19 protein-coding genes and 2 tRNA genes are annotated in these 18,865 nt (G+C 48.7%); 11 read left to right on the top strand and 10 right to left on the bottom strand.

Annotation, left to right across the window (positions count from 1 at the left end):
* Positions 1-54 precede the first annotated feature (54 nt).
* Positions 55-146, bottom strand: a tRNA-Ser gene (locus CWE15_RS02670).
* A gap of 268 nt (positions 147-414) precedes the next feature.
* On the opposite strand from CWE15_RS02670, the gene CWE15_RS02665 reads away from it, so the two are divergent.
* From CWE15_RS02665 to CWE15_RS02655, 3 genes are all read left to right on the top strand, one after another.
* Positions 415-1,077 carry a Bax inhibitor-1/YccA family protein gene (locus CWE15_RS02665; RefSeq protein ID WP_126756494.1) on the top strand — a complete coding sequence of 221 codons (663 nt, stop codon included), beginning with the start codon at positions 415-417 and terminating at the stop codon, positions 1,075-1,077.
* Between the two features lie 105 nt (positions 1,078-1,182).
* Positions 1,183-1,926, top strand: coding sequence for a DsrE/DsrF/TusD sulfur relay family protein (locus tag CWE15_RS02660; RefSeq protein WP_126756493.1), 744 nt, complete (start codon positions 1,183-1,185; stop codon positions 1,924-1,926).
* 2 nt (positions 1,927-1,928) lie between these two features.
* Positions 1,929-2,258, top strand: coding sequence for a TusE/DsrC/DsvC family sulfur relay protein (locus tag CWE15_RS02655; RefSeq protein WP_126756492.1), 330 nt, complete (start codon positions 1,929-1,931; stop codon positions 2,256-2,258).
* On the opposite strand, the gene serS is transcribed toward CWE15_RS02655, so the two are convergent.
* Genes serS through CWE15_RS02625 form a run of 6 tightly spaced genes read right to left on the bottom strand, consistent with a single transcriptional unit; the run spans position 2,255 to position 8,928 of the window.
* Positions 2,255-3,547: a serine--tRNA ligase gene (gene serS / locus CWE15_RS02650; RefSeq protein ID WP_126756491.1), complete on the bottom strand. Its 1,293-nt coding sequence runs from the start codon at positions 3,545-3,547 to the stop codon at positions 2,255-2,257. The genes CWE15_RS02655 and serS overlap by 4 nt on opposite strands.
* Positions 3,548-3,591: 44 nt before the next feature.
* Entirely contained in the window at positions 3,592-3,993 is a 402-nt protein-coding gene (locus CWE15_RS02645; protein WP_126756490.1) for a fluoride efflux transporter FluC, read from the bottom strand.
* Positions 3,984-4,334: a fluoride efflux transporter FluC gene (locus tag CWE15_RS02640; protein WP_126756489.1), complete on the bottom strand. Its 351-nt coding sequence runs from the start codon at positions 4,332-4,334 to the stop codon at positions 3,984-3,986. The genes CWE15_RS02645 and CWE15_RS02640 overlap by 10 nt, the downstream gene beginning before the upstream one ends.
* A gap of 5 nt (positions 4,335-4,339) precedes the next feature.
* The gene (locus tag CWE15_RS02635; protein WP_126756854.1) at positions 4,340-5,692 is read right to left on the bottom strand and encodes a replication-associated recombination protein A; all 1,353 of its coding nucleotides are present in this window, start codon (positions 5,690-5,692) and stop codon (positions 4,340-4,342) included.
* 20 nt (positions 5,693-5,712) lie between these two features.
* A complete protein-coding gene (lolA, locus tag CWE15_RS02630) occupies positions 5,713-6,363 on the bottom strand; it encodes an outer membrane lipoprotein periplasmic chaperone LolA (RefSeq protein WP_157980699.1) in 651 nt (216 codons plus the stop codon).
* 9 nt (positions 6,364-6,372) lie between these two features.
* Positions 6,373-8,928, bottom strand: coding sequence for a DNA translocase FtsK (locus CWE15_RS02625; RefSeq protein ID WP_126756487.1), 2,556 nt, complete (start codon positions 8,926-8,928; stop codon positions 6,373-6,375).
* Between the two features lie 250 nt (positions 8,929-9,178).
* On the opposite strand from CWE15_RS02625, the gene ald reads away from it, so the two are divergent.
* From ald to infA, 4 genes are all read left to right on the top strand, one after another.
* Positions 9,179-10,306, top strand: a complete 1,128-nt coding sequence (gene ald, locus CWE15_RS02620; RefSeq protein ID WP_126756486.1) for an alanine dehydrogenase — start codon at positions 9,179-9,181, stop codon at positions 10,304-10,306.
* Positions 10,307-10,412: 106 nt separating this feature from the next.
* Entirely contained in the window at positions 10,413-11,363 is a 951-nt protein-coding gene (trxB, locus tag CWE15_RS02615; RefSeq protein WP_126756485.1) for a thioredoxin-disulfide reductase, read from the top strand.
* 15 nt (positions 11,364-11,378) lie between these two features.
* Complete coding sequence (aat, locus tag CWE15_RS02610; protein ID WP_126756484.1) at positions 11,379-12,083, top strand: leucyl/phenylalanyl-tRNA--protein transferase; 705 nt, start codon at positions 11,379-11,381, stop codon at positions 12,081-12,083.
* A gap of 93 nt (positions 12,084-12,176) precedes the next feature.
* Positions 12,177-12,395 carry a translation initiation factor IF-1 gene (infA, locus tag CWE15_RS02605; protein WP_072155533.1) on the top strand — a complete coding sequence of 73 codons (219 nt, stop codon included), beginning with the start codon at positions 12,177-12,179 and terminating at the stop codon, positions 12,393-12,395.
* A 65-nt stretch (positions 12,396-12,460) separates the two neighbouring features.
* On the opposite strand, the gene clpA is transcribed toward infA, so the two are convergent.
* Complete coding sequence (gene clpA / locus CWE15_RS02600) at positions 12,461-14,728, bottom strand: ATP-dependent Clp protease ATP-binding subunit ClpA (RefSeq protein WP_126756483.1); 2,268 nt, start codon at positions 14,726-14,728, stop codon at positions 12,461-12,463.
* Positions 14,729-14,765: 37 nt separating this feature from the next.
* On the bottom strand, positions 14,766-15,083 hold the full coding sequence (gene clpS / locus CWE15_RS02595) for an ATP-dependent Clp protease adapter ClpS (protein WP_126756482.1): 318 nt from the start codon (positions 15,081-15,083) through the stop codon (positions 14,766-14,768).
* 251 nt (positions 15,084-15,334) lie between these two features.
* Between clpS and cspD the strand changes: the two genes are divergently transcribed.
* On the top strand, positions 15,335-15,550 hold the full coding sequence (cspD, locus tag CWE15_RS02590; protein ID WP_126756481.1) for a cold shock domain-containing protein CspD: 216 nt from the start codon (positions 15,335-15,337) through the stop codon (positions 15,548-15,550).
* A 74-nt stretch (positions 15,551-15,624) separates the two neighbouring features.
* Here cspD and yejK read toward each other — a convergent pair whose 3' ends face one another.
* Complete coding sequence (gene yejK / locus CWE15_RS02585; protein ID WP_126756480.1) at positions 15,625-16,674, bottom strand: nucleoid-associated protein YejK; 1,050 nt, start codon at positions 16,672-16,674, stop codon at positions 15,625-15,627.
* Positions 16,675-16,756: 82 nt separating this feature from the next.
* Between yejK and CWE15_RS02580 the strand changes: the two genes are divergently transcribed.
* The 3 genes from CWE15_RS02580 (at position 16,757) to CWE15_RS02570 (ending at position 18,791) form a co-directional block, all read left to right on the top strand.
* A complete protein-coding gene (locus CWE15_RS02580) occupies positions 16,757-16,969 on the top strand; it encodes a DUF1414 domain-containing protein (protein ID WP_241971837.1) in 213 nt (70 codons plus the stop codon).
* Positions 16,970-16,991: 22 nt separating this feature from the next.
* Entirely contained in the window at positions 16,992-18,623 is a 1,632-nt protein-coding gene (locus tag CWE15_RS02575) for a DUF3413 domain-containing protein (RefSeq protein WP_126756478.1), read from the top strand.
* A 91-nt stretch (positions 18,624-18,714) separates the two neighbouring features.
* A tRNA-Pro gene (locus tag CWE15_RS02570) sits at positions 18,715-18,791 on the top strand.
* Positions 18,792-18,865 lie beyond the last annotated feature (74 nt).

Below are 18,865 nucleotides of genomic sequence, written 5' to 3'. Positions count from 1 at the left end.
CAGGCTGCGGGCAAAAAAAAAGCCCGCATGTTAGATGCGGGCTTTCTTGGAATGTGGCGGAGAGGGAGGGATTCGAACCCCCGGTAGGAATGAACCTACGTCTGATTTCAAGTCAGGTGCATTAAGCCGAGCTCTGCCACCTCTCCGAAGTGTTTCAGCAGTTACTTGCGATAACGCTTGTTTGCTGAAGACGGCGTGAATAATAAAGAGCTACTCGTCGCTTGTAAAGCCTATTTTGAAAAATATTTTTCAAGTGCTTCTTTTTCGATCATTTTGTCTTTGTTTTAAACAATTTGAATATCTTTCCCCTTTAGTTCTTGATATTCATCACCATATATAAGGTATACTGCTGAACTTGAATGAACAACAATGGTCTGAGTGATAGCATCACTTCGAACAGGAGAGTAAAATCTAATGAATAATCCTTCGGTACAAACAGTTCGCCATGACACGGCTGTTGAAGCCAACAAAGTGCTTCGAAACACCTATACTTTATTAGCCATGTCACTTGCTTTCAGTGCCGTTATGGCTGGAATTAGTGGCATGCTAAACCTACCACATCCTGGCTTTTTATTAATGATCGTCGGTTTCTACGGCCTACTATTCGGCATTCATAAAACCGCCAATAGCGGTTTAGGTATTGTGTTTGTTTTTGCCTTAACCGGCTTTATGGGTTACACCATTGGCCCCATTTTAAATATGGTTGTCGCCAACGGCGGGGCTGAAATTGTGATGATGGCCATGGGCGGCACCGCGCTTATTTTCTTTGCGCTCAGCGGCTATGTGCTGACCACGAAAAAAGACATGTCATTTTTAGGTGGCATGATGGTCGCTGGCTTTGTGGTATTACTAGTAGCCGTAGTTGCTAACCTGTTTTTAAACATTCCAGCACTCGGACTAGCCATTAGTGCCCTCTTTATTCTATTTTCATCGGGTGCTATTTTGTTGCAAACCAGTGAGATTATTCACGGCGGTGAACGTAACTATATTTTAGCGACCACTACCTTGTTTGTGTCGCTTTACAATATTTTCATTAGCCTACTAAACTTATTGATGGCGTTCAGCGGACGCGACTAAGCGTTTCCCCGCAAACGGTTCAAGCAAGAGCGCCCTGCGGGTTTCCCCCAGGGCGCTTTTTTTACCCTGTTACATTTACCCTATTATTCAACCTGAAGGGTTTTTATGGCCAACTATATTTTTCTTGTGCAAACCAACCCAGACGACATTCATGCGGGTCTCGATGCCATTCACCAAGTGACCCAAATAGCCGAACAAGGCCATGACATTGAACAAGTGTTCTTTTATGGGCCAGGTGTAGGTTACGGACATCATTTCTTGTCGTTTCCGGCGGGCGCTCCAAATTTACAGCAGCAGTGGCTTGAACTGGCCAAGCAGTATGCATTCCCCCTCGTTGTATGTGCCACTGTTGGCAGCCAATACGGCCTAGAAGCCGAATTACCGCCAGAAGGCAACCTCGCCCTTGGGTTTCAAGCGGGCGGCCTAACCGACTTTATGAGCCATTTAGTAAATGCCGACCACCTACTGCAGTTTCCTGCTGTTAAGCAAGGCCAAGCAGGTGCCAAGGGGCACATTAGCTTTCTTTTTCAAGAGCCAGCCACACAGCCGGCGGCTCGCCATGGCCTAGACATGCTGTTAATGGCCGCTAGCCTTGAACTCCCCTGTGCAGCAATTTATAACAAAATGGCTTTAACCCAATTAGTTGAGCCAGACCAGGGGCCAGACTTATTCAAACGCTTGGACATGTTAGCGGATATATTTGAATTTGAAGGTTTCTACACCACTGCCGAGGCCCTGCAGCAAGCCGGGTTAACAGCGGACGACTTGCGTGTGCCTGTGCGCTTGCTTACGCCTGAGGCCTTAGACGCTCTGCTGAGCACTGACAGCCAGCATATTGTGAGGTTTTAAGTATGTTTCTTTTTCAAGGGGAAGAGTACCCCACCGACAAACATGACTATTTGCTTCATTTCGAACAGTGGTCTGAGCCCTTGGCCGAGTACATTGCCTCCCTCGAAAATATAACCCTGACCCCAGAGCATTGGGAAGTGGTGCACTTTGTGCGAAACTTTTACCAAGAATATGACACGAGCCCCGCCATGCGGGTGTTGGTAAAAGCCATTGGCCAGCGTTTAGGCAAAGAAAAAGGGAATAGCCGGTATCTCTACTCCCTTTTCCCCAAAGGCCCGGCTAAGCAGGCCACACGCATAGCTGGTTTACCTAAACCAGCTAAGTGTATTTAGGCTGTAATACGCTCTGCGCCCGCCATGTATGGGCGTAGAGCTTCTGGAACCACTACCGAACCGTCTTCCTGTTGGTAGTTTTCAAGAATAGCCACCAACGTACGCCCAACCGCTAAGCCGGAGCCATTCAATGTGTGCATGAGCTCTGGTTTTTTCACCCCTTTACGGCGTAAACGAGCCTGCATACGGCGGGCTTGGAAGTCGCCCATATTCGAGCAAGAACTAATTTCGCGATAAGTATTTTGGGCCGGTAACCATACTTCTAGGTCGTAGGTTTTCTTTGCACTAAAGCCCATGTCCCCGGTGCACAACAATACTTTACGGTAAGGCAAGCCAAGCTTTTGTAGCACTTGTTCAGCGTGTCCTGTAAGTTCTTCAAGGGCAGCCATGGAGTCTTCAGGCTTCACCAACTGCACCAGCTCAACCTTGTCGAATTGGTGTTGGCGGATCAACCCGCGGGTGTCTCGCCCGTGAGAGCCCGCCTCACTGCGGAAACAGGCCGAATGGGCGGTTAGCTTAATAGGTAGCTCTGCTTCGTCGACAATTTCGTCACGCACAAAGTTGGTGAGTGGCACTTCCGCCGTAGGAATAAGCGACATGGCAACCTTGTCTTGGCTTTCACCGTCTACATGGAACAAGTCTTCACCAAACTTAGGTAGCTGACCTGTTCCCTGTAAAGAGGCATGGTTCACTATTACAGGAACATAGGTTTCTAAATAGCCGTGCTGCTCTGTGTGCAGGTCGAGCATAAACTGCGTCAGCGCACGGTGTAATCGCGCCACTGCACCTTTCATAACCACAAACCGAGCACCGGTAATTTTCCGAGCTGTTTCAAAGTCTAATCCGTTTTGCAGCGCTTCCCCAATGGCCACGTGATCTTTTGGCTCAAACGAGAAAACAGGCGGTTCACCAACTCGGGTTACTTCCACGTTGTGCTCTTCGTCTTCCCCTTCCGGTACATCGTCTGCCGGTAGGTTGGGTACGCCTAAAATAATCTCTTGCAGCTGAGCTTGGACTTTTTGTAGCTCCGCTTTCGCGGTATCCAATTGGTCGCCTAAAGCCCCTACTTCTGCTTTTAATGGGGTTGCGTCTTCGCCGCGCCCAATGGCTTTCCCAATTTCTTTAGAGCGGGCATTTCGTTCACTTTGTAGCGACTCGGTACGTACTTGCAGCTCTTTACGCTGTGCTTCTAGCGCTTTTAAGGTGTCTGTGTCTAAGGTAAAACCACGACGCGCTAATTGAATCGCCGTTTCCTCTATTCCATCACGAAAATGCTTCGCGTCTAACATGGCAACTACTCTCTTATAAATGCAAAATTAACAATACACGCAGCTTACTTGCTGCCACCCTTTGTACACGCCATAACCAAGCGCATTGCGGTGTAACACAGCACTAAGCCTACTCCGACTTGTGTCAGGACAAACCCCGCAACATGCACATACTCATGCTGTAGCATCAGCTCGACAGCGTCTGTTGCAAAGGTGGAAAAGGTGGTTAAGGCGCCAGCAAAGCCTGCACCATGTAACCAGAGGCGTCGCGCAGGCCAAATTCCTTGAGAAACCAGGCCAGCGACCAGCCCTAAATACAAACTACCTAATATGTTAACGACCACAACCTCAAAAGGGAAACCCATAGTGCCGCTTTGCTGAAAAAAAAGTGTGACCCCATAGCGAGCACTAGCCCCTAAAGCTCCGCCTAAGGCAACCCACAGTATGGCTTCTTTATTTATTGCCATAGACTTAACCCTAACAAGGCCGCCAACAAGCAGGCCACAATGGACGCTCCGGCATACACAAAGCGCTGACCCAGTGGCACATCACTAGGCTCGGTAAGCTCCAATATAAAAGTGGAAAAGGTGGTGAAGCCGCCCAACACTCCTAGCTGTATAAAGGCACCCCAAGGTGCGGGCCATGGAGCAATAGCCAACGCACTACCGAGTAAAAAAGAGCCTAAAACATTGTTCCCAAACGTGGCAGGCATCGACCTGCCCCAGCGCTGCTTCGCATACTCCGTGAACATAAACCGAAGCAGGCTGCCAAAAGCACCACCAAGAGCGACTGCAGCGAGGCTAAGCATTCGCTTTAGGGCTCCCGCTGCCAGGGGCTCGCTTGGTCAAGTGCCCGTAAATAGTCTAATTTGTCGCGTATTTGCTTTTCTAAGCCGCGATCGCTCGGTTGGTACCATTGGGTGCTGGCTAATTCCGGTGGTAAGTAACGTTCACCAGGCACATACGCTTCCGGCTCGTTATGGGCATAACGGTATTCGGCACCGAAGCCTTCCGCTTCATGCACTTTGGTGGGCGCATTGCGTAAATGTTCAGGTACAGGATACGAGGGGCCGTGTTTCGCTTCTTTTAGCATGGCATTAAAGGCTGTATACACGGCATTACTTTTCGCCGCACTGGCACAAAACAAGGTCGCTTGGGCAATGGCACGCTCACCTTCTGCAGGCCCCACCCGGTGAAAGGTGTCCCAGGCATTAATGGCTAACTGCAAAGCGCGCGGGTCGGCATTGCCGATGTCTTCTGAAGCGATAGCCAGCAGTCGGCGAGCGATGACTAAAGGCTCTCCCCCTGCCGCTAAGAAACGACAATACCAATACAAGGCGCCATCGGGCGAAGAGCCCCGTACCGACTTGTGAAATGCCGACAGTAAGTCGTAATAGTGGTCGCCATTTTTGTCGAACTGAATGGCCTTTTCACCGGTCACTTCTTCAATTAACTGACGGCTAATGGTGCCGCCAACGGGCGCCTCCACAAAGTCCGCCGCTATTTCTAAGTAATTTAAGGCGCGTCGGGCGTCGCCTTCTGCCACATGCAGCAAAAAGGCTTTTGCTTCAGGTTCAAACTGCAACTGGCGCTCGCCAAGTCCCTTTTCATTATCATGCAAGGCTTGGTCAATTACTTGCTCTAGTTGCTCTTGTGTTAAAGAGCGCAACCGATAGACTCGCGCACGGGACAAGAGCGCGTTGTTTAAGGCAAAACCTGGGTTTTCCGTAGTGGCGCCAATAAATACGATGGTACCGTCTTCAATAAAGGGTAAGAACGCGTCTTGTTGGCTTTTATTAAAGCGGTGTACTTCGTCTACAAACAATAAGGTTTGCTGTTTGCCAGCGCGCTCTTTGGCCGCTTTAATGGCATCGCGAATGTCTTTGACGCCAGAAGTAACCGCTGAAATACGCTCCACATGGGCTTGTACGCTACGCGCCATCAATTCGGCTAGGGTGGTTTTACCGGTGCCTGGCGGCCCCCAGAAAATCATGGAATGCAGTGCACCCTGCTCGACAGCACGGCGCAAGGGTTTGTTCGGAGCAAGCAGGTGCTCCTGCCCCATGTAAGTGTCTAAGCTGACAGGGCGCATACGGGCAGCGAGAGGCTGATAATGTGAGGCAGAGGCTGCTCGCTGAGCAGGCTGCTGCTCTTCTTCGTCACCCATTAAACTAAACTGCTTAACCATTACATACCACGCTGGTCATCTATCTCCACACCTCGAGGAACTTCAAATTGAAAGGTTTCACTGGCAACTGGCTGGTTCAGCTGTGTTTGTTGCAGGTGAAAAATACTTTTTTGGCCATAGGCATCGCTTAACTCTATTTGTGCAAGTTGTTGGTTATCATCAAAGGCTAAAATAAGTTGCTGCCCTTGGGCTTCGCCTTCGCCGTTAATAACCCATTGGCCAGCCACCTGCTCAATAGAAAATCCTTCCCAGGTGTTGTTTTCTAAAAGCACCAAGAGCGGGTTTGACGCCATAGTGGCTGACTGCGAGTACAAAGACACTTGTTCAATAAAAGGCGAGTAATACCAAACGGTTTCCCCGTCAGCCACTAAAACTGACTCGTCCGGTGCTTCCGTTTCCCAATACAATTGGCTTGGTCGCTGCAAAGCGAAGTGCCCTTGTAATACTTCAACGGGCTCGCCATATTCGTAAATATGCTGTTCGAAACGGCCTGTTAAGGTGTGAATTTGGTTTAACAGCGTCTGTAAGCTTTGCGCCTGCACAGACTGTTCTTGAGCCTGCAAGCTACTGGTTACCAGCATTCCGCCCGCTACCGACACACACAAAAAAATACGACCTACAACACGACGAACCGCTTTACTTAACAACATACACATTCCTTAATAATCATCCCGTGGCGCGCGAGGCGCAAGCACCTCGCGGGCGCCTCCTGAGCTTGCTGTACTTACGACGCCGCTTAGCTCCATTTGTTCCACAATACGCGCAGCGCGGTTGTAGCCTATACGGAATTGACGTTGTACCAAAGAAATAGACACACGCCCTTTTTCCGTGACAAAGGCCACGGCTTCATCGTAAAGCGGGTCCGACTCGGCGTCTTCTTCGCTTTGCTCTCCGGGTAAAAGGCTGTCTTCACAGGTATCACCATTCAACACTTCTTCTAAGTATTGGGGTGCACTTCGCGATTTCCAGTCAGCCACCACGGCATGAACTTCGTGGTCGTCTACAAAAGCCCCATGCACACGATTTGGCACACCAGAGCCTGGTGGCAAGTACAACATGTCCCCTTGGCCTAACAATTGCTCGGCGCCCGGCTGGTCAAGAATGGTGCGCGAGTCAATTTTTGACGACACTTGGAACGCAATACGGGTTGGAATGTTGGCTTTAATCAAGCCAGTAATAACGTCAACAGATGGTCGCTGAGTGGCTAAAATCAAATGAATACCTGCGGCTCGTGCTTTTTGAGCGATGCGCGCAATCAGCTCTTCGACTTTTTTCCCAACAATCATCATCATGTCGGCAAACTCGTCCACCACCACCACAATATAAGGTAGCTTTTCTAGCTCTGGCACGGTTTCATCCATGGTGTCGCCGGGTTTCCAAATAGGGTTTTTCAAAGGAGCGCCCGCTTCAATCGCTTCCATCACTTTGTCGTTGTAGCCCTTCACATTACGCACACCTAAGGCTGACATCAGGCGGTAGCGACGCTCCATTTCACCCACACACCAGCGCAAAGCATTGGCGGCGTCTTTCATGTCCGTGACCACTTCGGTCAGTAAGTGAGGGATGCCCTCATACACCGACAACTCCAGCATTTTCGGGTCTATCATAATAAGCCGCACATCTTCCGGCTGTGACTTATACAGCAGGCTAAGGATCATGGCGTTCACCCCAACGGACTTACCCGAGCCCGTAGTACCTGCTACTAGTAAATGCGGCATGCGGGCTAAGTCGACCACCACAGGCTTACCGGCAATGTCCTTACCTAGCACCATGGTTAAAGGCGACTCGGAAGCTTCAAAGTTCTCACAAGAAAGCACTTCTTGAAGCTGCACAACCTCACGGTTTTTATTCGGTAGTTCCAGCCCTACATAAGACTTCCCAGGAATTACTTCCACGACACGCACGGCAATAGCCGACAAACTGCGAGCAATATCCTTCGCTAAATTGGAAATGCGCGACACTTTCACCCCAGGTGCTAAGTCCAGCTCAAACCGTGTAATAACAGGTCCTGGCTGCACGCCCGCTACCTGCACACTGACACCGAAGTCTTTCAGCACGTTTTCCACCGTACGACTAATTTCATCCAGTTCTTCTTGGCTTAAGGGGTTTTCAACACGGTTTGGCCTATCTAATAAAGCTAACGAAGGCAACGGGTCGCGCACCGGCTCAGCTGTTTCTGGCACTGTCGGCTTCTCTACCGGTGCTGCGGTGGGTCTCTCAACGGACTCTACAGGCGAATCTACATGCTCTGTCACATCGGTTTCCCACGGCACGTCTGTTGTTTCTTCTGTTACTGGCTCCTCACTGGGTGAAACAACCTCTTGCGCTGACATTCCCACAAAGTTCTCTGGTTCAGGCTCGCTGTCAACCGCGTCGAGGCTAAACGATGGCAAGGCTTCGTCTTCTATATCAATAGAGTCTATGCGCATGCTCGGGCTTTTTAAGTGGCTGTCGGTAACTGGCAGGCTGTCCCAGTCGTTTTCTGGAGCGGCTTTACGACCTTTAAATAAATAGCGCCAAAAGAAAAGCTTGGCATGCCAAGGGCTGCTTGCTTGCGTCTGCGACTCTGTTTGCTCTGGCTCCGCAAGCTCCAATTGGGGCGTGTCGAGCGCTTCTGCGTCGGCAGAAGTTTCTGGTTTACGCATGGCTAAATTAAACACCCACAAACAGCCAGCGATAACCCAAGCACCTAGGGTGTCCACAACTTTCAGCCAGGAAATACCTGTCACCAAGGTGACGCCCGTTAGCACAAAAGTCACTAGCAATAACAAGGTGCCGGGAATATTAAAGTAGGGGATCATGGCGGAACTAATGACCCGACCTAAAATACCGCCGGAAGAAAAGCTGTAAACAGAGTCTAAGTTTAGGGTAAACAAGGCTGCAAAGCCCGACACCAGTAAAATGGAGCCAATTAAACGCAGACCTAACCCCAGGTAGTCTATTTCCACCAATTGACGGGTACGATAAAAGGCAAAGTAGCCTGCCAGCATCACTAAAAACGGAATAGCGTAGGCAACCAAGCCAAAGGTAAACAGCAAAATATCGGCAAACCACGCGCCTATAGCACCCGCCGCATTTTGAATTTCTTGGGTATGCCCTGCTTGTGACCAGCCTGGATCTGCCGGATGAAAGCTCAACAAGGCGGTGAGTAAAAATATACTGATTGCGCCGCTAATAATGAGCCCAGCTTCTAATAATCGTTGAACACCTGTCATAATTTATTGTTCTTCCTCATTCTATGCACTACGTTCGAGTTAGTTACAGCACAAATAACCTTCAGAAGAAAGTTACCGGTTCAACGTAAAAATCTTGTCTTTCAACTTCCTGCTCACACCAGTCATAAATAACATTAACAAATGAGTGTAACATGCTAATATGACGCTGCAAAAAATAGCACCCTGCGAACAGACAAATGGGGCTTTTTTGCTTGTTTTTTACCCCTAATTATTGTTTGAGGCTTTCACTATGTTAATAGGTGTTCCTAAGGAAATTAAAAACCATGAGTATCGTATTGGTTTAACCCCGTCTGCTGTACGTGAATATGTTGCTAACGGTCATCAAGTGATTGTTGAGCGCGACGGTGGCTTAGCGATTGGTTTTACCAATGAAGACTATGAACTAGCCGGAGCCCGCATTGCTGACACAGCTGAAGAAATTTTTGCCAGTGCGGAAATGATTGTAAAGGTGAAAGAGCCTCAGCCGCACGAATGTAAAATGATGCGCGAAGGTCAAATTTTATACACCTACCTGCATTTAGCACCCGACCCAGAGCAAACACGCTTATTAGCCGAAGCGGGTGTCACAGCAATTGCTTACGAAACGGTGACCGACAACCACGGCGGTCTCCCCCTACTTGCACCTATGAGCGAAGTAGCTGGCCGCATGTCCATTCAAGCGGGTGCGCACCATTTAGAAAAAGCCCAAGGTGGTAGTGGTACTTTACTAGGTGGTGTTCCGGGTGTGCAACCGGCTGAAGTCCTTATTCTTGGTGGTGGCGTGGTGGGTACAAACGCAGCCAAGATGGCCCTTGGTATGGGCGCTGATGTGACAATTCTTGACCGTTCACTGCCACGTCTACGCCAACTGGACGATATTTTCCGTGGCAGCGTAAAAACCATTTACTCCACCGTGGACGCAGTCGACTACTATTCGCAACGTGCCGACTTAGTCATTGGGGCCGTTCTTATTCCAGGTGCTGCAGCACCTAAGCTTATTACGCGTCAGCACATTAGCCAAATGAAGCCAGGCTCTGTCCTTGTAGATGTAGCCATTGACCAAGGTGGTTGCTTTGAAACATCGAAGGCTACAACACACCAAGACCCAACATTTGTCATTGACGACGTGGTTCACTACTGTGTAGCGAATATGCCAGGCGGTGTTGCTCGTACTTCTACAATTGCATTAAACAATGCCACCCTACCCTATGGTATTGCCCTTGCAAATAAAGGCTTACAAGCCATGATCGACGACAAAAACTTCCTCAACGGGTTGAATTTGCACCGGGGTGACATTACTTATAAAGCAATACACGACGTATTAGGCGAGTCCTTAGGCTTAAATTACAAAGACGCACTCACAGCGCTTTCAAGCTAAGTAGTCAGAGCCGGGATTTTCCCGGCTCTTTACCCTCTGGGTACAATTCCCTACAATCGTTGCACAATATTATTTTAATTCATCGGAAAACTGGAGTTTGAGCTCGATGGCTGATGTAAAGCATTGTAAATTATTAATTCTTGGTTCTGGCCCTGCTGGCTACACGGCGGCTGTGTATGCAGCCCGTGCGAACTTAAACCCAGTGTTGGTGACCGGCATGCAGCAAGGTGGTCAGCTTACCACCACCACAGACGTAGAAAACTGGCCAGGTGACCCAGAAGGACTTACAGGCCCCGATTTGATGGTGCGCATGCAAAAGCACGCTGAGCGTTTTGATACGGAAATCATTTTTGATCATATCAACGAGGCCGACTTAACACAGCGCCCTTTCCGCTTAAAAGGTGACTCGGGTGAATACACGTGCGACGCCTTAATTATCGCGACTGGCGCATCTGCAAAGTATTTAGGTTTACCATCGGAAACGGCTTTCCAAGGTCGTGGCGTAAGTGCCTGCGCAACCTGTGACGGTTTCTTTTACCGTGGGCAACAAGTATGTGTCGTCGGTGGTGGTAATACTGCCGTAGAAGAAGCCTTATACTTGTCGAACATTGCTGAAGAAGTGCATGTGATTCACCGCCGCGATACTTTCCGTTCTGAGAAGATTCTGATTGATCGCTTAATGGAGAAGGCGGAAAACGGCAATATTACACTGCACCTGAATAAAACCCTCGACGAAGTCGTTGGAGATGACGCGGGTGTTACCGGTGTGCGCATTCGGGACACACAAAGCGACGAAGTGTCTGACCTGGCTGTACATGGTGTGTTCATTGCCATTGGCCACCAGCCAAACACTCAGCTATTTGAAGGCCAGCTGGACATGGAAAATGGGTACTTAAAAGTGCAGTCCGGGGCCCAAGCGAACGCCACTCAAACCAGTATTCCTGGCGTTTTTGCTGCTGGCGACGTGTCCGACTTTACCTACCGTCAAGCCATTACTTCTGCTGGCACAGGCTGTATGGCCGCCCTTGACGCAGAGCGCTTTCTTGACAGTTTATAGCCAAACAAACAGGCCATGATTCCCTATTTCAACGCGGAGAGATTTTACTTTCCGCCCCTTGAAACGGCGTTACATGAGCCTGACGGCTTACTTGTTGCAGGGGGTGATTTGAGCCCAACGCGACTGCTACAAGCTTATCAACAAGGTATTTTCCCTTGGTATAGTGAAGGCGACCCGATTCTTTGGTGGTCGCCTTATACCCGGGCCGCCTTCTGGCCTGAGCAGATTCATACCAGCCGTTCCTTGCGCAAGTTTCTGCGCAAAAACCTGTACAGTTATACGATTAACTACGCATTTTCTGATGTGATAAAGTCATGCGCAGAGGTGCATAGCGCGGTGACAGGTACTTGGATAACACCCGACATGATGCAAGCCTATCAGGCTTTACACCAGCAAGGACACGCCCACTCCATTGAAGTTTGGTCGCAAGGGGCTTTAGTGGGGGGACTATATGGCGTGTTAGTGGGCCAGGTTTTTTGCGGTGAAAGTATGTTCCATCGGGCCGACCATGCTTCGAAGTGTGCTCTTTTAGCCTTAAAAAGCCATTTCCAGCCCCATGGCTTGCAACTTATTGACTGCCAGGTACCTAACCCGCACCTTATGCGCTTAGGCGCCGTTGTTCTCCCCCGACACGAGTATCTACATGCATTAGCCAAATACGGTCACAAGAATGTCTCGCAGCAGGCTCTTGCGCCACAAAAAGTACAGCTAGATACTTAGCTAAATTTGAAAATCGCTGGCAATTTGTCTTGTGTTAGGTTATGATTGCCCGCGTTTTTAAGCCAGATGCATTGATAAAGATTTGAGGAATTAATGGCGAAAGAAGATAGCATTGAAATGCAAGGTGTCATTCTCGACACTCTGCCAAACACTATGTTTCGTGTTGAACTTGAGAACGGTCACGTTGTGACTGCGCATATCTCTGGGAAAATGCGGAAGAACTATATTCGAATTCTGACCGGTGACAAAGTAACTGTTCAGCTAACACCTTATGACCTTACCAAAGGTCGTATTGTTTTCCGTACACGTTAATAAACGTTGCTTGAAATACCAAAAAACCGGCCTGTTGGCCGGTTTTTTTATTGCTTCATTCCCGCTTACACCACAGCTTCACTTTCGTTATCAAAGCAAAACTGCAAAGCGTTTTCTTTGTCGTCTGGCGTGTCCGACAAGGTAACACGGACATTACCTCCCTTCGTGAGGCGACCAAACAGTATTTCGTTCGCTAAAGGCTTCTTCAAGTGCTCTTGAATAATACGCGCCATGGGGCGTGCACCCATCGCCTTGTCGTAGCCATTATCGGTAAGCCATTCTCGGGCACCTGTGTCCACTTCTAGAGAAACGCCTTTACGGTCAAGCTGTGCTTGCAACTCGCAAACAAACTTGTCCACGACTTGTAAAATAACGTCTCGAGCTAAGTGGTTGAACCAAATAATGCCGTCGAGACGGTTACGAAACTCTGGGGTAAACACTTTGTTTATTTCTGTCATAGCGTCCACACTGTGGTCTTGCTGGCGGAAGCCCATGCTCTTACGTACCGTTTCACGAACCCCTGCGTTCGTGGTCATCACGAGGACCACGTTACGGAAGTCGGCTTTGCGCCCGTTATTGTCTGTTAACGAACCATTGTCCATGACCTGCAGTAAGATATTAAAAATATCTGGGTGAGCTTTTTCAATTTCGTCGAGCAGCACCACACTGTAAGGGTTTTTAATGACAGCTTCGGTTAACAACCCGCCTTGTTCGTAGCCTACGTAGCCTGGAGGTGCGCCAATTAAGCGACTCACCGCATGCCGTTCCATATACTCGGACATATCAAAGCGAAGCAGCTCCACTCCCATCGCCTTGGCCAGTTGTTGGGTTACTTCAGTTTTCCCAACTCCCGTTGGTCCCGCAAACAAGAAGGAACCTACAGGTTGGTTTTCACCTCCTAATCCGGAGCGCGACAACCGAATAGCCGAAACCAAGCTGTCAATGGCTTGATCTTGTCCGAACACCACCATTTTTAACTGATCATCGAGCTTTTGCAGCATGCTTTGGTCTGATTGCGAAACCGACTGTGCCGGCACCCGCGCTATCTTCGCAATAACCGACTCAATATCACCGACCCCAATGGTTTTCTTGCGCTTAGACGCTGGCAACAAACGTTGGCTTGCCCCTGCTTCGTCAAGTACATCTATGGCTTTGTCGGGTAAGTGGCGTTCATTAATGTATTTCGCTGCCAGCTCAGCTGCCGCACGAATAGCGGGCTGGGTGTAGCGAATACCATGGTGCTCTTCGTAGCGGTCACGCAGTCCCATTAAAATACGTGTGGTGTCTTCTACGGAGGGCTCCACCACGTCTATTTTTTGGAAGCGACGAACGAGCGCGCGGTCTTTTTCAAAAATATTCTTGAACTCTTGGTAGGTGGTAGAGCCCATGCATTTGAGCTCGCCACTACTAAGTAAAGGCTTCAGTAAGTTCGACGCGTCCATGACACCACCAGAGGCAGCACCGGCACCAATAATGGTGTGTATTTCGTCGATAAATAAAATTGCGTGCTCTTCTTTGCTAACTTCCTGCAAAAGGGTTTTAAAACGCTTTTCAAAGTCGCCGCGGTATTTAGTACCGGCTAGCAAGCCGCCCATATCCAAACTGTAAATGGTCGCGTCTTTAATCACTTCCGGAACGTCACCATGCACAATGCGGTACGCTAAACCTTCAGCGATGGCCGTTTTCCCTACGCCCGCTTCACCCACCAGCAACGGGTTGTTTTTGCGACGGCGAACCAACACTTGCACCGTGCGCTCTACTTCTGCATCGCGCCCAATCAAGGGGTCAATTCGCCCCTCAATAGCACGTGCATTTAAGTTGCTACAAAAGCGTGCAAGGTAACTTGTATCCTGAGAAGCAGCTCCCTGCTCTATTTCTTCTTGTATAGGCTCTTCTGTGTCTTCCAGGCGTGAAATGCCATGGGACAAGTAATTCACGACATCGAGACGCGTCACTTCATGTTTTTGCAGTAAAAACACAGCTTGCGACTCTTGCTCACTGAAAATAGCAACCAACACATTAGCGCCGCTGACTTCCGAGTTACCAGAAGACTGCACATGGAATACAGCACGTTGCAACACGCGCTGAAAACCCAAGGTTGGTTGGGTTTCACTTTCTTCGTCGGCTAGCTTAGGCGTTGCCCGCTCAATATAACTTTCTAAGTCCTCTTTAAGCCGCTCAAAGTTCACTCCACAAGAGCGTAATGCTTCGGCAGCGTCAGGGTTGTCAAGGAGGGCAAGTAATAAATGCTCTACCGTCATTAGCTCATGTCGAAACTCACGGGCAATTCGGAAAGCGTCGTTTAATGTAAGCTCTAAAGCTTTATTCAGCATAGATGCCTCCTTTCTTTCAAATCAACTCGCTTTGCAACTACACTTGTTCCATGGTGCAAAGCAATGGGTGCTGCGACTCACGTGCGTACTGGTTCACTTGAACCACCTTGGTTTCGGCAATTTCTGCCGAGTACACACCGCACACTGCTCGTCCTTGATAGTGTACCTTTAACATTACGTCAGTTGCTGCCTCTTGGTCTAGCTTAAAAAAACGCATAAGCACTTCAATGACAAAATCCATTGGCGTGTAATCGTCGTTATTGAGGACAACTTGATACTGCGAAGGCGGCTTAATACCCACCAAAGTATCTTCATCAAGATGCTGTTCTGGTATTGAATGACTATATTTGCTCATAACCCTATTATAGCTGAACCTCGATTAATCAGGCAGCTCTATCTCCACCTGTTTGTTAACTTTCCGTTAAAAATAATACACAAAAGCCTTGACTATTAATTAAGCTTATCTAAAGTTATAGGTAGTGTCATTACTGAGTTAATTCAAGGTTTTGACACGCATTAAAAAGAGAACCTGTTTCAACAGGTCAACGGCAGCTTACAAAGCGCCACCCAAGCAACACATATAGTACCAATAGAGGAAGTAGAAGTATGGCTACGGGTAAAGTTAAATGGTTCAATAATTCCAAAGGTTTTGGCTTTATTGAAAGCGAAGAGCGCAGCGGCGACATTTTCGCACATTATTCAACCATTCAAATGGAAGGGTACCGAACACTAAAAGCAGGACAAGAAGTACAATTCGAACTGCAAGAAGGGCCTAAAGGTCTGCATGCTGTTGAAATTGTACCAACCGAAGATGGCAGCTAACAACTTGTAGTTAGCGATAAAGCCAGCGCACTGAGTTAAACTCCATGCGCTGGCTTTTTTCATGGTTCAAGTGATCAGTCGTTCAGGCCATAGTAACGGCGTAATTGATCACGCAAGTTCGGCGGTGTGCCTGTAATGGTGAGCGTGTCTGTTGCTGGATCATACTGTACTCGTTCACCTAGCATTTTTTGGTCGAAGCCTACACTTAGGCCTCCCCCTTGCCCTTGGAAGCGCACGAGTTGACGCAGTGCTGTTTTATCGGCGGGAAATGCGTCCGGTAACTCTTGCTCTTTACTTTCACTGTATGACCGTAAAGAAGGAGCCCCCTTGTCTTGTAAGCGCTCGTCGAGTGCTTCAATATTTACCCGTTCGCCTTGTTGCCATTGCTCGCCGCAGTAGTCGTACACTTCCTGGCGTACTTGTTCTGCCACTTCCTTAGGCAATTCTTCTTCACCCACAAAAGCCTGCACTGTGCGCACTAAACTCTCCGTGCTTTGCTTGGCATTACTGCGCTCTGCGCAGCCTAAGAAGTCGAGAAAGAAGTCGGACACTTTGCGCCCTGCGCGCCCTTTAATAAATGAAATGTAATCCACATTTTCAACTTTAGCCTGGTACTCGGTCAGGTTAATACGGGCCGCTAATTGCAATTTCGTGACATCCAATTGCGCTGCACGATCAACCGATAAGTCAGGCTGCACCATCACCCCTTCCCGCACAGGGAGGAAGCTGACTAATAAGTACCGCGCACCGGTTTGCTCAAAGTCCGACAGCATTAAAAAGCCACTTTCAGCAAAGCCATAATGAGCAATTTCGTCTTTTAATAGGCGTGCTACTTCATGACTAAAGTCAATAAAGCTTGTTTCCTGTTGCAGCCATTGTTTAAGCAGCAACTTGAATTTAGGTGCGTCTGCTGGCGTTTCATCTGCTTCGGCAACTTCCAACTCGTCAACAAAGTTTGCATAGCCTTTGGCTGGCTTTGCGTTATAAACTCGGTTCAACTCCTCAAGGAGTGCAATAACTTCTACATCGTCCACTAACTCGGTGGGCGACAAGCGCAAGCCAAACTGGCCTTCGTTGTCGTGGTATAAATGATGAACAATACTTGTGGTTATATCTAGTTTCATTCCGCCTCTCGCTTTGCAAGCGTCTGATTTATGTTAAACTTCATTCAATTCTAACACGTTACTGGTGAACCTAATGCCTATCATGTCTAAATATTCCCGCGCCGAGCAAGACGAGCTGTTTGAAAAGCTGTTAAATGCGCTCACAGAAACCGATGTTCCCGCTGACTTAGCCTTGATGACTTTAGGTAATTTAGTCACTTATGTGTTAAATCAACAAGCGTCGCCAAGTCGACGTGAAGCACTTGCACGCCAATTTGGCGCTATACTGTTGCAGTCGGTGCAAACCAAGCAATAATAATTCAAAAAGTGAGGAAGCTATGAAAAGCCACCAGCATAGAGAACGAATTGCGCGAAGCATTAGCTGGGGCCATTGGTTTACTTTCGCCAATATATTCCTCGCCCTCCTGATAGGTAGCATTTACTTTTTGTCGGCTAACACCACAGGAAGCCCCTTGGCGCTATTTTATACTGTGGTTAGCTGGCTGGGACACTTTGCGTTTTTACCTTTTGCTTTTTTTATAGTTCTGCTTTTCCCCTTTTGCTTGGCACTGCCCTATTCCCGTATTTTAAGGGCCATCGGTGCTATTGTTGGGTCGTTTGCCATATTTGCTCTTTTGCTCGATGCCGTTTTCTTTCACTACTACCAATTTCATTTGAACTCCTATGCATTAGCCCAGCTTGCCACCGACGCAGAGAAGTGGCTTTCTGGTGGTAGTTTCGTGCTGTTAATAGGCCTCATTCTGAGTTTTCTGAGTATTTTTGCAATTCAATTACTGCTGACCAACGTAACCTGGAAAAAACTCGACAGCCTGCGCAACATGAGAAGCTTGCGTATTTTTCCGGCAATTTTTATTAGCGCATTTTTTATAAGCCACAGTATTCATATTTGGGCTGACGCTAATCTGTTCCGGCCCATTACCCAGCAAGACGACTTGTTTCCTCTATCATACCCAACAACGGCTAAAAGCCTCATGAGCCGCCATGGTTGGATAGATATCAGCAACATCAACAAGCACACAAATGCCCTTGAGCAGTCCCCACAAACAGACTTACGTTACCCTGTTAGTCCTTTGCTCTGCGCGCGACAAAGCCATGCGGAACCCACATTGGTCGTTGCTTTTGACAAGTTAGACCAAGAGCAAGTAGCGCATATACAGTCTGCGCTTCCACAGCTTGCTCTTTATTCAGGGCACTTTATAGGCCACCCACAAACAGAAGCAGGCTTTTTTCAACTAAGTTACGGGGTGTCTGACTTATACCAAACCAGCATTAATCAGCAACGGCGCATACCTGTTTTTGCCCAAACCCTGCAAGAGTTAGACTACCCTGTCGTCTGGCAACGCTCTGCCAACCTCGACAGCACTCTATTGCCAACAGCCCTACAAGGACAAATAGCAGCAGTCGACTCTCCTTTGTCGCCGCACTTAAGTATGCGGGTCGTGTTCGCGAGCACGCAAGACTTCAACTATGTGATGGCACGTGTGCAGGAGTTTATTCAGCGTCAACCAAAGGGGCGGGTTTACTTAACGGCTGTAACGCCTAGCACAGCGCCGACAACCCAGCGACAGGCCCAGTTACCCATAACCGCCAGGCTTTCTGTGCCTTTGCTCACGCGCAATGTGACGATTTACCCCGAGCGCCAGCTGGCCAGCTTGCACGACATTGTGCCCACGGCGGTCAGCCGCTATATGTCATGCGTCGATAAAAGCACGAGCTATAGTAACGGGCAACACCTCAATAGCCCGGTGAGCGGCTACCCTCGCGCCACCAGCATTGCTCCCAACATTTACTTGTTTGAGCCGCTAAAAACCAGTGTGTTAACCGCAACCGGTGACGTGGTGGTGTTTGATAACCAAGGAGCGGAGTTGGCAGGCCAGCAGCCTACAGCTTCAGCCCTTATTCAAGGACTGAATGAGTTACAGCGATTTACCGAGGCACAACGCAAATAAGCGCATTCGCTTGAAAAAGCAGCAGTCGCTTGCTGACAAGGGCCTTTCCTCTTGCCATTTGCAAAGAATTGAGTAAGATACACGCTTCAGTCGGCGTGTGGCGCAGTTTGGTAGCGCACTGGCATGGGGTGTCAGGGGTCGAAGGTTCAAATCCTTTCACGCCGACCAACACATTCTTTTTAAAGGGCTTTAACTCTACGTTAAAGCCCTTTTTTTATGGCTAACAAATAAAAAAGCCTTAG

Source organism: Aliidiomarina taiwanensis (assembly GCF_003987015.1).
Classification (GTDB): Bacteria; Pseudomonadota; Gammaproteobacteria; order Enterobacterales; family Alteromonadaceae; genus Aliidiomarina; species Aliidiomarina taiwanensis.
Note: the sequence above shows the minus strand (reverse complement) of the source record. Positions and strands in the feature narration are given on the sequence as shown.

Coding starts and splice junctions, on each gene's coding strand:
- CWE15_RS02665 (WP_126756494.1), top strand. CDS start 415: ATGAATAATCCTTCGGTACAAACAGTTCGCCATGACACGGCTGTTGAA.
- CWE15_RS02660 (WP_126756493.1), top strand. CDS start 1,183: ATGGCCAACTATATTTTTCTTGTGCAAACCAACCCAGACGACATTCAT.
- CWE15_RS02655 (WP_126756492.1), top strand. CDS start 1,929: ATGTTTCTTTTTCAAGGGGAAGAGTACCCCACCGACAAACATGACTAT.
- serS (WP_126756491.1), bottom strand. CDS start 3,547: ATGTTAGACGCGAAGCATTTTCGTGATGGAATAGAGGAAACGGCGATT.
- CWE15_RS02645 (WP_126756490.1), bottom strand. CDS start 3,993: ATGGCAATAAATAAAGAAGCCATACTGTGGGTTGCCTTAGGCGGAGCT.
- CWE15_RS02640 (WP_126756489.1), bottom strand. CDS start 4,334: ATGCTTAGCCTCGCTGCAGTCGCTCTTGGTGGTGCTTTTGGCAGCCTG.
- CWE15_RS02635 (WP_126756854.1), bottom strand. CDS start 5,692: ATGGGTGACGAAGAAGAGCAGCAGCCTGCTCAGCGAGCAGCCTCTGCC.
- lolA (WP_157980699.1), bottom strand. CDS start 6,363: ATGTTGTTAAGTAAAGCGGTTCGTCGTGTTGTAGGTCGTATTTTTTTG.
- CWE15_RS02625 (WP_126756487.1), bottom strand. CDS start 8,928: ATGACAGGTGTTCAACGATTATTAGAAGCTGGGCTCATTATTAGCGGC.
- ald (WP_126756486.1), top strand. CDS start 9,179: ATGTTAATAGGTGTTCCTAAGGAAATTAAAAACCATGAGTATCGTATT.
- trxB (WP_126756485.1), top strand. CDS start 10,413: ATGGCTGATGTAAAGCATTGTAAATTATTAATTCTTGGTTCTGGCCCT.
- aat (WP_126756484.1), top strand. CDS start 11,379: ATGATTCCCTATTTCAACGCGGAGAGATTTTACTTTCCGCCCCTTGAA.
- infA (WP_072155533.1), top strand. CDS start 12,177: ATGGCGAAAGAAGATAGCATTGAAATGCAAGGTGTCATTCTCGACACT.
- clpA (WP_126756483.1), bottom strand. CDS start 14,728: ATGCTGAATAAAGCTTTAGAGCTTACATTAAACGACGCTTTCCGAATT.
- clpS (WP_126756482.1), bottom strand. CDS start 15,083: ATGAGCAAATATAGTCATTCAATACCAGAACAGCATCTTGATGAAGAT.
- cspD (WP_126756481.1), top strand. CDS start 15,335: ATGGCTACGGGTAAAGTTAAATGGTTCAATAATTCCAAAGGTTTTGGC.
- yejK (WP_126756480.1), bottom strand. CDS start 16,674: ATGAAACTAGATATAACCACAAGTATTGTTCATCATTTATACCACGAC.
- CWE15_RS02580 (WP_241971837.1), top strand. CDS start 16,757: ATGTCTAAATATTCCCGCGCCGAGCAAGACGAGCTGTTTGAAAAGCTG.
- CWE15_RS02575 (WP_126756478.1), top strand. CDS start 16,992: ATGAAAAGCCACCAGCATAGAGAACGAATTGCGCGAAGCATTAGCTGG.